Raw genomic sequence first — 13,135 nt, 5'->3', positions numbered from 1 at the left:
GTTCACGCATTGGCATAGTTGGGGTTCCCGATAGGATTCTTGTCACTTTCCATCAGCTGGCGGCCGCGCTCGCGGTCGGCGTCGCTGCCGGCATCGGCGAATACGGTCACGACGGTGGCGTTGCGTCCGAGTTCGGCGGCGACGTTGCACGCGACGATCCAGTTGGCGGCGGCCGAGCCTCCGATCGGGATGCCCGTTTCCTCGAGGAACCGGTACATCGCCTTGAGCGACTCGGCATGCGTGACCGTCTGGAATGGCACGGCGAAAGGAATCAGCGAAACGAACGGCTGGCGGAATCCGTAGCCCAAGCCGCCGGCGCCGGCGAAGCGGGCGCTGCCATTTGGCGGCGCCATGGTGCCGAAGGGCATTTCGTCGGGCGTACACCCGACCACGCGCACATCGGGATTCTGCTGCGCCAGCGCCGCGTAGACACCGGCGAGCGTGCCGCCGGTGCCGACGGCTGCGACCCAGGCATCGGCGCGACGGCCGTCGAGCTGGCGGCAAATCTCCGTGCCGGTGTGGTGCTGGTGCACCGCCGTGTTCACCAGATTCAAGTGTTGAGACAGCAGCGTCCAGCCCGGTTCTTCGCGAGCGATCTGCTGGCTCCGGGCGATGATGCCGAGCAGAAAGTGGCTGCGATCCACCTTCGTGACGATTGCTTTGTTGTCGTTCAGCGATTGCAGCAGCTCGTCCGAAGCAGAATCCGGAATCACCACGTGTACCGGCAGTCCGCACAGGTTGCCCAGGTGAGCCAGGGCTTTGGCCATGTTGCCGCCTGAGGAATCGAGCAGCTTCAGCGGGCCGCTGCTGAAGTCGTGGGCGTTGATCGCGTCGCAGAAGAGGCCGAACGCCACGCGATCTTTGATGGAGCCGGACGGATTCTTGGACTCCAGCTTGGCGTACACGCGAGCGCCGTTCGTCGGCCCCGGGACCTCTACCAGCGGGGTATTGCCCAGCGAATCGCGATAGGCCTTCAGTTGAGGGAACAGCTCCAGCGCTTTTCCGAATGCGGGGGCTGCTGGCTGAGCATTGAACAGTTCAAAATCCAAGATGAGTCTCCCACTGCGCATTTGAGTTGAGTGTTTATGAGGCGAGTGCCGAACGATGGGACCTCAGGAGGGCGTCCACCACGGCCGGTACCTGGTCACGAAGATAGAAGTGGCCTCCGGGAAATACCTCTGGTGTCAGGTGTTGCGATAGGAATGCAGACCATTCGGCGAGCTTGGGTCGGTCGACCAGCGGGTCTTCGTCGCCGCCGAATATGCGGGTTGCCGGCAATTCGCCGACGGGTAGCGGCGCCAGCCGTTGCAACAGCGCGAGATCCTGGCGAATGAAGGAAACCAGCAGGCGTTGCGCGTCTTCCCCGATCCGGCTCAACCCGTCCACTTCGCCGAGCCCCAGCGCCTGTTGCGCGAGGCGATCGATGTCCTGCTCCGTTCGAAGCTCGGTCTGCAGGGCGGCCGGCGTCATCTGCGACGACAGGACGAGCTGTTCGATTCGAAATCGCAACGGCGCCAGGGCCTGGGCGACATGCAGGGCCAGCAGCGCGCCCATGCTGTGGCCGAAGACGGTGATGGGCGCGACGCCCAGAAGATTGGCCAGCCCTCGCGTACAACGACGGACCGCGGCGACGGGATCGTCCCAGGCCGAGGCGGTGCCTGCGCCAAGTTGTGGATACTGCAGGACGATCAGCTCGACATCCGCCGGCAGGTGGTCGCGCCATGGGCGGTAGAATTCCGTACTGCCGCCGGCATGCGGAAAGATCACCAGTTGGTGCCGCACCGGCGCTGCGCCCGCAAGGCTGAATCTCACGGCTCCTTCGGCTTGGGTTTGCAGGTGTCTCATAGCAGTGCCGCCTTTGATGCCTGTCCGGCACCTTCGGCATCGTCGCGAACCCTTGCCCGGAGCAATGCGCGATCGATCTTCCCAATGCCCTTGCGGGGTATCTCGTCGACCAGAACGAGCTTCTCCGGCAGCTTGAACGACGCGACGCCAGCCGTCTCCAAATGCTGGCGGATATCCGACAGCAACAACGGTTCGCCTTCATGCGCGACGGCGAACAGGCAGGCCACTTCGCCGAAGCGCGGGTCGGCCATGCCGACACAGGCAGCGTCCTTGAGCCGGGCGTGCCCCTTGCTCAATTCTTCGAGTTCCTCGGGGCTGAATTTCTCGCCGCCGCGGTTGATGGAGTCGGTCACGCGCCCGTCGATATAGACGTTGCCATCGGCATCGAGATGGGCTAGGTCGCCGGTGCGGTAGTACCCGTCCGGTGTAAAGGCGCGCGAAGAGGCTAGAGGGTCGTTGTAATAAGTCTTGATCGTGTACGGACCGCGGGTGATCAACTCGCCGGATGCGCCGCAGGGCACTGGCGTACCGCTTTCATCGACGATCAGCACCTGGTCCTGCTCGGACAGCGGACGCCCCTGCGAATGGAAGCGGACTGCATCGGTGTCGGTACTGCGGGTGAAGCAAAGCAGCCCTTCGCTCATCCCGTAGCACTGCTGAATGCGGATGCCCAATTTCGATTCGGCGCGAGCGGCGAGGTTCGGGGACAGGCGCGACCCACCCACCTGGACGTGTTGCAATGTGCCGAGCCTGGCGGGCAGGTCGTCGATTTGCTCGAGCCATTGCGTCAGCAATGCCGGAACGAGCGTGGTGTGAGTTACCCCGTGTGCGCTGATGAGCTCCAGGGCCGTTTGAGCCGACGTATCGGATGCCAGGACGACGGTTCCGCCGCAGCTCAGGGTGCCGAGCATGCCGGGACAGTTGATGACAAAGCCGTGCGAGATCGGCATGACCGCGAGGTAGACGGACTGGCGGCTGAGCTCAAATACCCGACAGGCTTCCGCGATCATGTAGCTGTAGCCGCCGTTCAGCCTCGCGATGGCTTTCGGCAAGCCCGTCGTGCCGCTGGATAGCAGCATCATCGCCGTATCCTCGGCAAGCATTTCGGCAGCGGCGCATTCGCTGACCGCTGTCGCGTCGGCGGGCGCGGAGCAGAAGAGGCCAAGGTCGCGCCAGCCCGCATGTTCATCGCCCGGCGAACCGTCGAGCAGCCGAAGCGCGACATCAAGGTTCTCGTCGCGGAGAAAGTCGGTCACGACGCGTGCCGCGCTGAAGCGCCGATTGCCTTTGGTCAACGCAATGACGCAGGGACGCGTCGCCTTGAGTACGTGTCGAAGTTCCCGCTCCCGGTATGCGGGGAGCATGGGAACGGGGACGGCTCCCGTCATCAGCGCCGCAAGCATCAACACGACGGCGTCGGCGCAATTGGGCAACTGGAACGCGACGCGGTCGCCTTTGCCGATCTCTGCAGTGCGAAGCCGTGCCGCGGTAGCGGCGACCTGCGCCATCAACTGCCGGTATGAGATCACAGTGCCGGCGGCAACCAGTGCGGGAGCGTCTTCGCCGGTTTGCAGGGCGGCCGCCAGCCGCTGGTTCAGGAGGGCAGGGTGGCCGTTCATCAAGCGCCTCTCGCCGTGTCGCCCGCGGCAACGGCAGACGGCCGGGCAAGTGCAGGTGCCGAGTCGATCAGTTGCTCCAGCTCCTGCAGCGAGTGATCGTGGGTCCCCCAAAGCGAAAAGCCGACGCACCCCAACTGCTCCAGCATCCGTTGCAGCTCGAACGTTTCCGCCGAGCTCAACCCGAGGTCTGCTCGCAGTTGCCAGTCACTCGCCGCTGTTCGAAGTAGTTCGGGCTGCAGCCCTATTTCGGTCAGTAGGCCGATGATCCGTCCAGATGTCATTCCGCACCTCTGTGTTTGTTTTATGAGTGAGAATTATTAACATATGACCGTCGGTCGGTCAATTTCAATTGAGGCTCAAATTATTGCTCGCGGCGTGGTGCATCATTGCTTGACTTGCAAATGAAAATGGTTATTATTAACTGCGACCGTCGGTCGGTCAATATACCTTTGAGCCGCTTCCTTCCCGTTACGGTTATCCGGATGGCAAGTACACCCGTTCCCGGCGCGCGCCTGTCAGAAGGTCTTTCGTCAAGGCCGTCGGTTGCAGCGGTGCGCATGCGCTCTCAACCCGGCGCCCATGGCGAACGACCCTTTGACTCGAGACAGCACGGACAAACATGCAACGCCATTTTCGAACCAGGCTCCGCCGACCGGATGGGGGGGCTCGGTCCCGCTACTCGTCTTCGCACCGCCGTTTCGCGCTCTCGCTGATGCTGGCAACTTGCGCTGGCGTTTCCGGCGCGTGGGCGCGGGAGGACGCAGGAAGCAATCCATCGACTACCCGTATTCAAGAGGAGGATCCCCCTGCACTGCCGACCGTTACTGTCACCGGCCGGCAGCCCGGCGCAGACAATGGGCCGGAGCGGGGCTATGTGGCTGAGGCGGCCACTGTGGGGACCAAGGTGCGTACATCCGTACTGGAAACGCCGCAGTCGGTCTCCGTGGTCACCCGCCGGCAGATGGAGGCGCAACAGCCGACCACCACGAGCCAGGCGCTGCGCTATGCCGCCGGCGTCAATAGCGAAAGCTACGGCGGCTTTGGAGCGCAACTGGACCTCACGCGCATCCGTGGCATCGATGCTGACTACTACCTGGACGGGCTGCGCGTGATCAGCAATACGTCGACCTGGACGCCGCAGATCGATCCGTACACGCTGGAGCGTGTGGAAGTGCTGCGCGGGCCGTCATCCGCGCTGTATGGACAGGGGAGCGGCGGTGGCGTGATCAATCAGGTCAGCCGGCGGCCGCAGCGTGAATTCGCGCACGAAATCATGATGCAAGCGGGCAGCTTCAGACGCCTGCAGATTGGCGTCGACAGCACGGGCCCCCTGAACGCCAACGGCACGTTCTTGTACCGCTTCACCGCGACGGGCCTGGATGAGCACGGGCAGGTCGAAGACGTGCGCCACAAGCGCATCTACCTCGCACCTGCGCTGACCTGGCGCCCCGATGAGCGGTTTTCGTGGACGATCCTGGCGACGCATTCGTGGGAGCCGGACATACCGAATTACAACAGCCTGCCTGCGGCCGCGCTTGGGCTGAACGGCAGCCGGTATCCGGGGGTGATGCGGAATCGCAACTATACCGATATGGACTTCGAAGGGTCGTCACGCAAGCAGGACTCGATCAGTTCACTGCTTACGTATCGGCTTGGCAACGGCTGGGCGTTCAACAGCAACATGCGCTACATGTACATCAACTCGGACATTCGGCGCACGTCGATCTACGGCTACCAGGACCGGGGCGGCCACCTCTCGTTGGAGGGCACCTATGGCCTCGCCCCGGCCAGCTCTCACACGTTTCAACTCGACAACAACCTGGCCGGTGAGGTCTCCCTGGGAGCCACCATCCATCGGTTGCTCGTGGGGGGGGACTATGCGACGGGGCGGCTGCAAAGCGACTCGTATCGGATGGCTCCGGTACTGTTTGACCCGTACGACCCCGTGAACTATCGGCCCCACGCGACACCGGATTTCACTGACAGTCGCGTCAACTGGCCATACAACGTGCGCCAGGATTTCCAGCGCGTGGGCGTATACGCACAGGATCAGATTGTCTACGGACGCTGGCGGCTGACGCTCAGCGGCCGCTATGACCGCTCCCGCACCGACGACACCTCGCGGAGCTACTCGCCCGTCTGGAAGTCCCGCCGGCAAGAAGACAGCAAGTGGACGGGACGTGTCGGGCTCGGCTATGTCTTCGACAGTGGCCTTGCGCCTTACGTCAGCTACGCCACTTCATTTGATCCGCAACTGGGTGCCGATTTCAAGGGGCGCGCTTTCGTTCCGGTGGAGGCGAGGCAAACGGAAGTGGGGGTGAAGTACCAGCCTCCAGGCGGCACCACCATGCTGACCGTCGCGCTATTCCAGACCAACCAGACCAACGTGAAGTCGAGCGACGTACTGCACCTGGGTTACTGGACGCAGGCTGGCGAGTTGCGTTCGCGCGGGCTGGACCTGCAGGCGGTTACCAGGTTGACGCGCGACCTGAATCTTATCGCCAGCTACACCTACCTGGACAGCAGCCTGGTCAGCGATTCGCTCTACCAAGGCAAATCACCCGCCGGAACACCGCGCCACTCTGCCAGTGCCTGGCTGGACTACAGTTTCAGGGGCGCGCTCGCCGGGCTGCGCCTAGGTGGCGGCGCGCGGTATCTTGGTTCGACCTGGGGCAACCCGCGCAACACGTTCAAGGTGCCGTCGGCAACGCTGATTGATCTGGCTGCCAGCTACGATCTTGGATACCTCATCGGACATGATGCGACGCTCTCGCTCAACGTGAGCAATCTCACCAACAAGTCCTACGTGGCCAGTTGCACCTCGGAGATGTACTGCTTCATCGGTCAGGACCGGGTGATCAACGCAACGCTCTCCTATCGGTGGTGACATGGCGCGCATTCAAGTAGCAGTTGCCAAGCCTGAAGGCAGGCAGTCGTCGTCCTGGTCGGCGAGTGGGGCGCATGCGGGTAAGCATGCCCAAGGGTCTCAACAATCCGGCATGTGGCAGTTGTACGCCGGCTCAGTCCAGCGACGCCTGCGGTGGCTTGCCATGCTGGGCCTGCTGGCGCTGCTGTGCAGCTTTGCCGATCTGTCGGTAGGGCCAGCGCATTACCCGATGAACAAGGTGTTCTCCTCGCTCTGGAACCCGCGTGCCTCCCAGGTAGTACGGGTGGTGCTGCATGACATCCGCATTCCGGCGGCGCTGACCGCCCTGGTGGTGGGCGCCAGCCTGTCTGTCGCCGGCGTGGAGATGCAGACCGTGCTGAACAATCCTCTGGCGAGCCCGTTCACGCTCGGGGTGTCAGCCGCGGCCAGCTTCGGTGCCGCACTCGGCCTGGTGCTGGGCGTCAGCGTCCTTCCCGCCGCACTGGTTCCGTACATCATTCCGGTCAATGCCTTTGTGATGGCCATGGGCGCGGTTCTGCTCATCGACCGCGTGACGCGATGGCGCGGCATGAGCAGTGAGTTGATCGTCCTCTTGGGGACCACGCTTGTCTTTGCGTTCACGGCGTTGCTTCAGGGGCTGCAATATATGGCTCCGGACCAGGCTCTGGCCGCTGTGGTGTTCTGGAGCATGGGAAGCCTGACCCGTACCAACGGCATCCAGCTGGCCATCATGGCGGGCGCCTTGCTGCTGGTACTCGTCGCGTTCATGCGCAATGCGTGGGCCTTGACGGCGCTGCGCCTGGGGGACGCCCGTGCCGGCGCGCTGGGCGTCCCGGTAGCGAAACTCCGGTTGCGGACCATCGTGCTGAGCAGCCTCCTGGCGTCCGTCTGCGTTTCCTTCGTCGGTGCTATCGGCTTCGTCGGGCTGATCGGGCCTCATATTGCGCGCATGCTGGTCGGAGAGGACCAGCGGTTCCTGCTGCCGGCCGCGGCGCTGTGCGGGGCGACGTTGCTGTCGGCGGCTTCGGTGGCAAGCAAGGTGGTTCTTGCTGGGCAGACGTTGCCGATCGGCATCGTCACCTCGCTGGTCGGCGTGCCCTTGTTTTTTGTACTGATCGTGCGCAAAGGAATGCGTTGATGGAACTGCTGCGCATCGAAAACGTTGGCGCCACGCTTGATGGGCGGAGGGTGCTTGACCGGGTGGGCATCGGCCCCTTGCCACCCGGCAGCCTAACCGCGCTGCTCGGCGCCAATGCCGCCGGGAAATCCACTTTGCTGCGGCGAATCGCCGGGGATCTCGACGGACCGGGCTTGATCCAGGTCGACAGTCGTCCCGTCGAGTTCTGGCCGTCTCAGCATTCCAATCGCCCGGCGTTCGTGCCGCAGGACATTTTTGCTGGCGCTGCGTTGCGCGTGCTTGAAGCCCTGCTGCTCGCGTGCAAGCAGCAGGGTGGCTGGCGCATCGCCGCGGATGAACTGGATGCAGTGGCCGTGCTTCTGCGACAGCTGCGGATCGAAGGTATCGCGCAATGCGAACTGCAAACGCTCAGCGGCGGCCAGCGTCAGTTGGTTTCGATTGCGCAAGCGCTGATTCGGAACCCCCGCATTCTGCTGCTGGACGAACCCACCAGCGCGCTCGATTTGCAGCGGCAGTTCGAACTGTTGGCGCTGTTGCGGTGGCTGACTCGTGAGCGCGGGTTGTGCGTGCTGATGGCCAGTCACGACCTCAACCACACGCTGCGGTTTGCCGACTACGTCGCCGTGCTGCACGAGGGCCGCGTCCTGGCGTTCGGTGTTCCCGGGGAAGTCATCACGCCTTCGCTTCTCACGCAGGTCTACGGCGTGCGTGCGCGGGTCGAGCACTGCTCTCAAGGTCACCTGCACGTGATTGTCGACGGACCGCACGTCGAACCTGCAGTTGCTTTCCCTTCGCCTGTCCTAGAAAGGACCCTGACATGACAACCGTCGACCCTATCCTGATACTCGCGCAGAGTGCCTTCTCGACCGATGTCGAGCAAATCCCGCAAGACGTGATGGCGTTCCAGCGCCTGCGTCTCCTGGATCATCTGGCATGCCTGGCAGCCGGTTACGATGCGGCTGGTGTGCAGCAGGCCATTGAATTCGCGCAACGCTACAGTGGCTGCTCGGAGGCAACCGTACTTGGCTCGGACCTGCGGCTGGCTGCCGGTCAAGCTGCGTTCGTCAATGCGGTGCGCGCCCGCGCGTTGGACTACTGCGACGTCGTTTCTCCCGGCTGGCACCCGAGCTCGTCGGACCTGCCGGTTGCGTTGGCGATGGCAGAGATGACCGGGGCCAGCGGGCGCGAGATGCTGGCCGCGATGGCGATCGGTCAGGACATCGGCCAACGAATCAATCTCGCCGCGCAGGGCAATGGCTTTTTCTACCGGGGTTTCGACTCCAATGTATTGGGCCTGTTTTCGGGGGCGATCATCGCAGCGCGACTGCTTCGCCTGCCTGCGGAGCGCTATGTCGACGCCATCGGACTCGCGTTCGATTACGGCGTCGGCACATTCCAGCACTACCAGGACAAGGTGATGGCGGTGCGCTTCGGACAGGGGCTGGTCGCGCGCCATGCCATCGAGGCGGCCATTCTGGCACAGGCGGGCGTGACCGGGCCGCGCCGGATATTGGCTGGCGAAAACGGGTTCTTCAATCTCTATGCCCCTGGCGAGCCGGATCTGTCCATTCTCACGGCGGACCTGGGAGTGCGGTTCCTGGGACGAGCGGATACATGCTTCAAGGCATACCCCCACTGCAGCATTCTGCTCGCGTTGACCGACTCACTGCTGGCCGCCAAATCCGACATGCTGGGGCTGAGGCTCGACGCATGCGACATCCGCCTCGAAGTCTCGCCGACCATGCGCATGGTGTGCGGTGCTCACTACCAACCGTCGGATACGGCGCAAATCGATGCCCAATTCAGCGCGCAGTACGTCACTGCCAACGCTTTGCTGCGCGGAAGTGCCACGCCCAGTGAATTCCATGCAGATGCCGCACGCGAAACCATGGTGGTCGAGCTGGCGCAGCGCATCGAGCTGGTGGAAGTTCCGGAATTCGAGCGTTTCGATCAATGCCGCCTCAGTATCACGGAGCAGCAGGTGGAGTGCTTCTCGATCGACGCTGCCTATGGGAAGGGCTGGCCGGAAAACCCGCTAGAGATCGAAGAGCTGCTCAACAAGTTCCGGCTCTGCTGCGGCCAGTCAGCATGCGCGGGATTCCACACGCGTCATGAAGAAATCGCGGCGTTGGTCGATGACCTGGAGCGGGCTCCCAGCATCGACATGCTTGTCAGCATGATCGGCGGTAACGGCTGACGAGCCAGGGTTCTCCTGTTCCACCCACCAGGCGCAGCCACGCTGGCGACGTCTTGAGCGATTTGCTCGCATTCCTCTGCCGGGCTGCAATGGCGTCGTCGATGACGCCGTGCACGCCCGAGTGGGCTGGCAGGCCGTGATACGAGCACGGCCAGGCTGCCACGTGCCGGCTGTGTCCCACCCTCCTGCATCGCTTCCGGCAGATCCTACATGGCGTTCGTTCCGCGGTTGCTTCGATCATGGTGGCAGTGAGTGTAAACGATGGCGGGGATGCGGTACGTTTCGACGCAGGCTGTGACACTAGTGCGTATCCAGGTGCGCCGCCGATTCAATCACTCATCTGGCTACCCGCATCGACCGCCGCCTCTGGCGCACAAGAGTTTGCAGTCTTGACCACGCTCACGGTATCGCGAGCGATTATTATTGACCGACGGTCGGTCAGTATATAGCATAGGAACTGCTTTCGGACTACCTAATGGATCGCCATGCACAGATATCGCCTTTCCGCCTTAGTCGCGGCTGCCTATCTAGGCACATTTCTCGCTTCTATCGATATCAGTATCGTGAACGTCGCGCTGCCGACTCTTCAACTGGCTATGCGGGCCGATCTGGCCGGCCTGCAATGGGTTGTCAACGTGTATGCCATAGCCCTATCGGCCGTGATGCTGTCGGCTGGGCCGTTGGGGGACCGCTATGGGCATAAGCGGGTGTGGCTTGGCAGTGTTCTTTTGTTTGTCCTTGGATCAATTACCTGCGCGGCGGCAAGCCACCTCGATACGCTCCTGTGGGGGCGCGCGATTCAAGGCATCGCCGGTGCGTTGCTGATTCCCGGCGCCATGCCCATCCTCACTCATGCGTTCCCGGATCCGCGCCAACGCGCTCGCGCGATCGGCGGATGGTCCGCCTTCAATGCGCTTGCGCTGATTTCCGGGCCGTTGCTTGGTGGGCTCTTGGTCGAGAATGTCGGCTGGAAGAGCGTTTTCCTCGTGAATGTCCCTCTGGGCATCGCCGCGGCATTGCTCGGCGCATGGGGCATCCCGGAACGCAAGCATCCCGATCACGCGGCGTTTGATCCGGTGGGGCAGGTGCTCAGCATGGTGTGGTTGGGGATGCTCAGCTACGGCCTGATCGGGATCGGTGAGCACGGCACCTCTCCGGATAAGGTGATGAAGCCTTTGAGCATCGCCCTGGTGGGGTTCGTCGCCTTCGTCTGGATCGAAACGCGTGTCCCGCGGCCGCTGTTTCCCGTGCAGCTGTTCCGCAACCGCTCGTTGGCACTGGCGAATCTGGCGTCGTTTGCGCTTGGCTTCTCGGCCTACAGCAGTCTGTTCTTTCTGTCTCTCTACCTTCAGCAAGCGAAAGGAAGTGCGCCCGCGCTCGCTGGCTGGCAACTCGTGCCGCAGTTCGCTGTGATGGCAGCGGCATCGCTCTTGTTCGGTCGCCTCGCAGCGCGTTTTTCCCTGAAATTGCTGATGGTTGCGGGCTACGCGTTGGTCGGCTTGGCGCTATGCATCATGGTTTCCTTCACGCCATGGACGTCCGATGCCGTGATCAAGCTGGTCTTTGCGGTCCTGGGGCTGGGGATGGGGCTGTCCGTGCCCGCAACCGGCATGATGGTCATGGGGTATGCGCCTTCGGAGCGCTCGGGCATTGCGTCGGCCACGATGAACGCTTTGCGCCAAACCGGAATGACCTTGGGGATCGCCATGCTGGGCAGCGCAATGAGCGTTTGCGCTGTCCGCCAGCTGACGGTTTCGGTCGCGGCGGCGGGCGCGAGCGATCCTGCAAGAATGGCGAGGAGTGCAGTGCTGGACCATGTGTTGCCGACGCAGCAAGCATGGGTTTCCGATCTGTATCGGTCTGCCATGGCCGGCGGTTTCGCACTCGCGATGGCATGCGCCGGCGTGGTCTGCCTGTTGATTGCATGCCTGTTGCTCTTCTTTCATACCGAGCGACCCGCTCTCCAGGTGGTGCCGACGAACAAGTAGTGCGTCGATAGAGGCTCCAGTTATGGTTGCGATACCTCGGCTGCTTCGCCGCAGTAGCCGAGGAACGACAGTTTATGCGTGCAACAGAACGTTGGCATATCGAATAATCGACACTGTCTGGAACCACCAAGGGGCTGAATGGCGAGTCGGGCGCGTTGTTGCTTGATCGTGGTTGACGCGGCGCACGCCTGACTGGAACCGGGCACGCTTTCCGTGCATGAGCGTTCAGGAATTGTCGGCCGGATTTTCACGGCCGGCTGCCTGGCGCGACCGGCGGCGCGGCTTGGGCGGCTGCCCGTCGTCGGCAACGCCGACCATGCGCAGGCAGACCGCGATGACATCGCGGGCGAATTCGGAGCAATCCGTCTCCTGAGCTGCGATCGCGTCGTCCGTGACGCCGTGTACGCCCGTGTAGATCAGGAGGGCGGTGACGCGCGATTGCGCAAGTTGCCATACGCCTGCCCGCGCGCCGCCGTCAAGAATGTCCTGTAACTGGTCGAGGATGGCGTTCTTTTCGCGATTGCTGCGGTTGTGATGATGATGGTCGGTGTACACGATGTCGTGCGTGCGATATGTCTCGACGTAGACCTCGATGCTCGTGCGGATCCAGGTGCAAAGTCGACCTAACCAATCGTCCTCGGCGCACGCGTCGACGGCTTGTTTCAGGCGGTCCAGGAATTGCGCCGTGTAGCGTTGGCCCATGGCAGTCAGCAATTCGTTCTTGGATGCGAAGTAATGATAGAAGGTGCCCTTGGCGACCTGGGCCAGTTCGACGATATCGTTGATCGTGGTGGCCTCGACGCCTTGCTCCAGGAACAACTTTTCCGCAGCGGCCATCAATTCGTCTAAACGTACCTCGGCTGGCTTGGTGCGGGGAGATTTCGGCGTTCCCTGTTCGCGCTGGCTGGTCTTGTATCTCATCATGCAGATTGGAAGCTCGTGTGCAAAAGTCAGAAGTCTAGGCCATGAAACGGTTGTAACCAACCTGTCGTTGATGACCCTTCGCAGGTCGAATTGTGCATGAAAATCAGTTCTGGTGAGGTTCCGTGCATCAACGCTGCGTTGCACGCCCAGGTCGGGAGGCGGGGGAACGCTGGCGCTTCAGACGCGCTGTGGCCGTTCCGGCAACGTGCGCAGGAGCAGGCTGGCGATCACGGCGGTCGCGAGGTTGAACAGCATGCTGTAGACGAATGCGCTCTGAAGCGGAGGAAGCGCGTCCAGGTTCGACAGTTTCCTGAGCGTAATCTGCATGATCGTGCTGACGGCGGTCACGCCGAACGCGGCTCCCAGCTGCTGCAAAGTGGAGAGAACCCCCCGGCCGCCATTCCCGCGAACTCGCCGTGTGTGAACGCCGGTCCAAATCCGACACTAAACGACGGCGTTCTGGAATTGAGCGTTTGAAGTGGCCGTGCTTGGAAGATGATGTTTGCGGGGTAGCGACGCTGCGGATGCCTGACGCTT

The 13,135-nt window shown here is 62.7% G+C and carries 10 protein-coding genes; 5 read left to right on the top strand and 5 right to left on the bottom strand.

Going from position 1 to position 13,135, the window contains the following annotated elements; all coding sequences use genetic code 11:
- Window positions 1–2: 2 nt before the first annotated feature.
- The 3 genes from WS69_RS14005 to WS69_RS13995 are packed head-to-tail and all read right to left on the bottom strand — an operon-like array spanning window position 3 to window position 3,464.
- Complete coding sequence (locus tag WS69_RS14005) at window positions 3–1,049, bottom strand: PLP-dependent cysteine synthase family protein (RefSeq protein ID WP_059471357.1); 1,047 nt, start codon at window positions 1,047–1,049, stop codon at window positions 3–5.
- A 34-nt stretch (window positions 1,050–1,083) separates the two neighbouring features.
- A complete protein-coding gene (locus tag WS69_RS14000; protein WP_059471356.1) occupies window positions 1,084–1,845 on the bottom strand; it encodes a thioesterase II family protein in 762 nt (253 codons plus the stop codon).
- Window positions 1,842–3,464 carry an AMP-binding protein gene (locus tag WS69_RS13995; protein WP_059471355.1) on the bottom strand — a complete coding sequence of 541 codons (1,623 nt, stop codon included), beginning with the start codon at window positions 3,462–3,464 and terminating at the stop codon, window positions 1,842–1,844. The genes WS69_RS14000 and WS69_RS13995 overlap by 4 nt, the downstream gene beginning before the upstream one ends.
- 712 nt (window positions 3,465–4,176) lie before the next feature.
- On the opposite strand from WS69_RS13995, the gene WS69_RS13985 reads away from it, so the two are divergent.
- The 5 genes from WS69_RS13985 (at window position 4,177) to WS69_RS13965 (ending at window position 11,674) form a co-directional block, all read left to right on the top strand.
- The gene (locus WS69_RS13985) at window positions 4,177–6,351 is read left to right on the top strand and encodes a TonB-dependent siderophore receptor (RefSeq protein WP_231747138.1); all 2,175 of its coding nucleotides are present in this window, start codon (window positions 4,177–4,179) and stop codon (window positions 6,349–6,351) included.
- A gap of 163 nt (window positions 6,352–6,514) precedes the next feature.
- Window positions 6,515–7,489, top strand: a complete 975-nt coding sequence (locus WS69_RS13980) for a FecCD family ABC transporter permease (RefSeq protein ID WP_226382936.1) — start codon at window positions 6,515–6,517, stop codon at window positions 7,487–7,489.
- Window positions 7,489–8,310, top strand: coding sequence for an ABC transporter ATP-binding protein (locus WS69_RS13975; protein ID WP_059471353.1), 822 nt, complete (start codon window positions 7,489–7,491; stop codon window positions 8,308–8,310). The genes WS69_RS13980 and WS69_RS13975 overlap by 1 nt, the downstream gene beginning before the upstream one ends.
- Entirely contained in the window at window positions 8,307–9,686 is a 1,380-nt protein-coding gene (locus WS69_RS13970; protein WP_059471352.1) for an MmgE/PrpD family protein, read from the top strand. The genes WS69_RS13975 and WS69_RS13970 overlap by 4 nt, the downstream gene beginning before the upstream one ends.
- Before the next feature lie 485 nt (window positions 9,687–10,171).
- Window positions 10,172–11,674 carry a DHA2 family efflux MFS transporter permease subunit gene (locus WS69_RS13965; protein ID WP_059471351.1) on the top strand — a complete coding sequence of 501 codons (1,503 nt, stop codon included), beginning with the start codon at window positions 10,172–10,174 and terminating at the stop codon, window positions 11,672–11,674.
- A 225-nt stretch (window positions 11,675–11,899) separates the two neighbouring features.
- On the opposite strand, the gene WS69_RS13960 is transcribed toward WS69_RS13965, so the two are convergent.
- A complete protein-coding gene (locus WS69_RS13960) occupies window positions 11,900–12,595 on the bottom strand; it encodes a TetR/AcrR family transcriptional regulator (RefSeq protein ID WP_059471380.1) in 696 nt (231 codons plus the stop codon).
- A 180-nt stretch (window positions 12,596–12,775) separates the two neighbouring features.
- Window positions 12,776–12,973, bottom strand: a complete 198-nt coding sequence (locus WS69_RS13955; RefSeq protein WP_059471350.1) for a hypothetical protein — start codon at window positions 12,971–12,973, stop codon at window positions 12,776–12,778.
- Window positions 12,974–13,135 lie beyond the last annotated feature (162 nt).

Source organism: Burkholderia sp. BDU5 (assembly GCF_001522845.1).
Taxonomy (GTDB): domain Bacteria; phylum Pseudomonadota; class Gammaproteobacteria; order Burkholderiales; family Burkholderiaceae; genus Burkholderia; species Burkholderia mayonis.
Note: the sequence above shows the minus strand (reverse complement) of the source record. Positions and strands in the feature narration are given on the sequence as shown.

Excerpts from the sequence above, each read along its gene's own strand:
- WS69_RS13980 (WP_226382936.1), top strand. The coding sequence starts at position 6,515 with ATGCTGGGCCTGCTGGCGCTGCTGTGCAGCTTTGCCGATCTGTCGGTA.
- WS69_RS13985 (WP_231747138.1), top strand. The coding sequence starts at position 4,177 with ATGCTGGCAACTTGCGCTGGCGTTTCCGGCGCGTGGGCGCGGGAGGAC.
- WS69_RS13995 (WP_059471355.1), bottom strand. The coding sequence starts at position 3,464 with ATGAACGGCCACCCTGCCCTCCTGAACCAGCGGCTGGCGGCCGCCCTG.
- WS69_RS13975 (WP_059471353.1), top strand. The coding sequence starts at position 7,489 with ATGGAACTGCTGCGCATCGAAAACGTTGGCGCCACGCTTGATGGGCGG.
- WS69_RS13960 (WP_059471380.1), bottom strand. The coding sequence starts at position 12,595 with ATGAGATACAAGACCAGCCAGCGCGAACAGGGAACGCCGAAATCTCCC.
- WS69_RS13970 (WP_059471352.1), top strand. The coding sequence starts at position 8,307 with ATGACAACCGTCGACCCTATCCTGATACTCGCGCAGAGTGCCTTCTCG.
- WS69_RS13965 (WP_059471351.1), top strand. The coding sequence starts at position 10,172 with ATGCACAGATATCGCCTTTCCGCCTTAGTCGCGGCTGCCTATCTAGGC.
- WS69_RS14000 (WP_059471356.1), bottom strand. The coding sequence starts at position 1,845 with ATGAGACACCTGCAAACCCAAGCCGAAGGAGCCGTGAGATTCAGCCTT.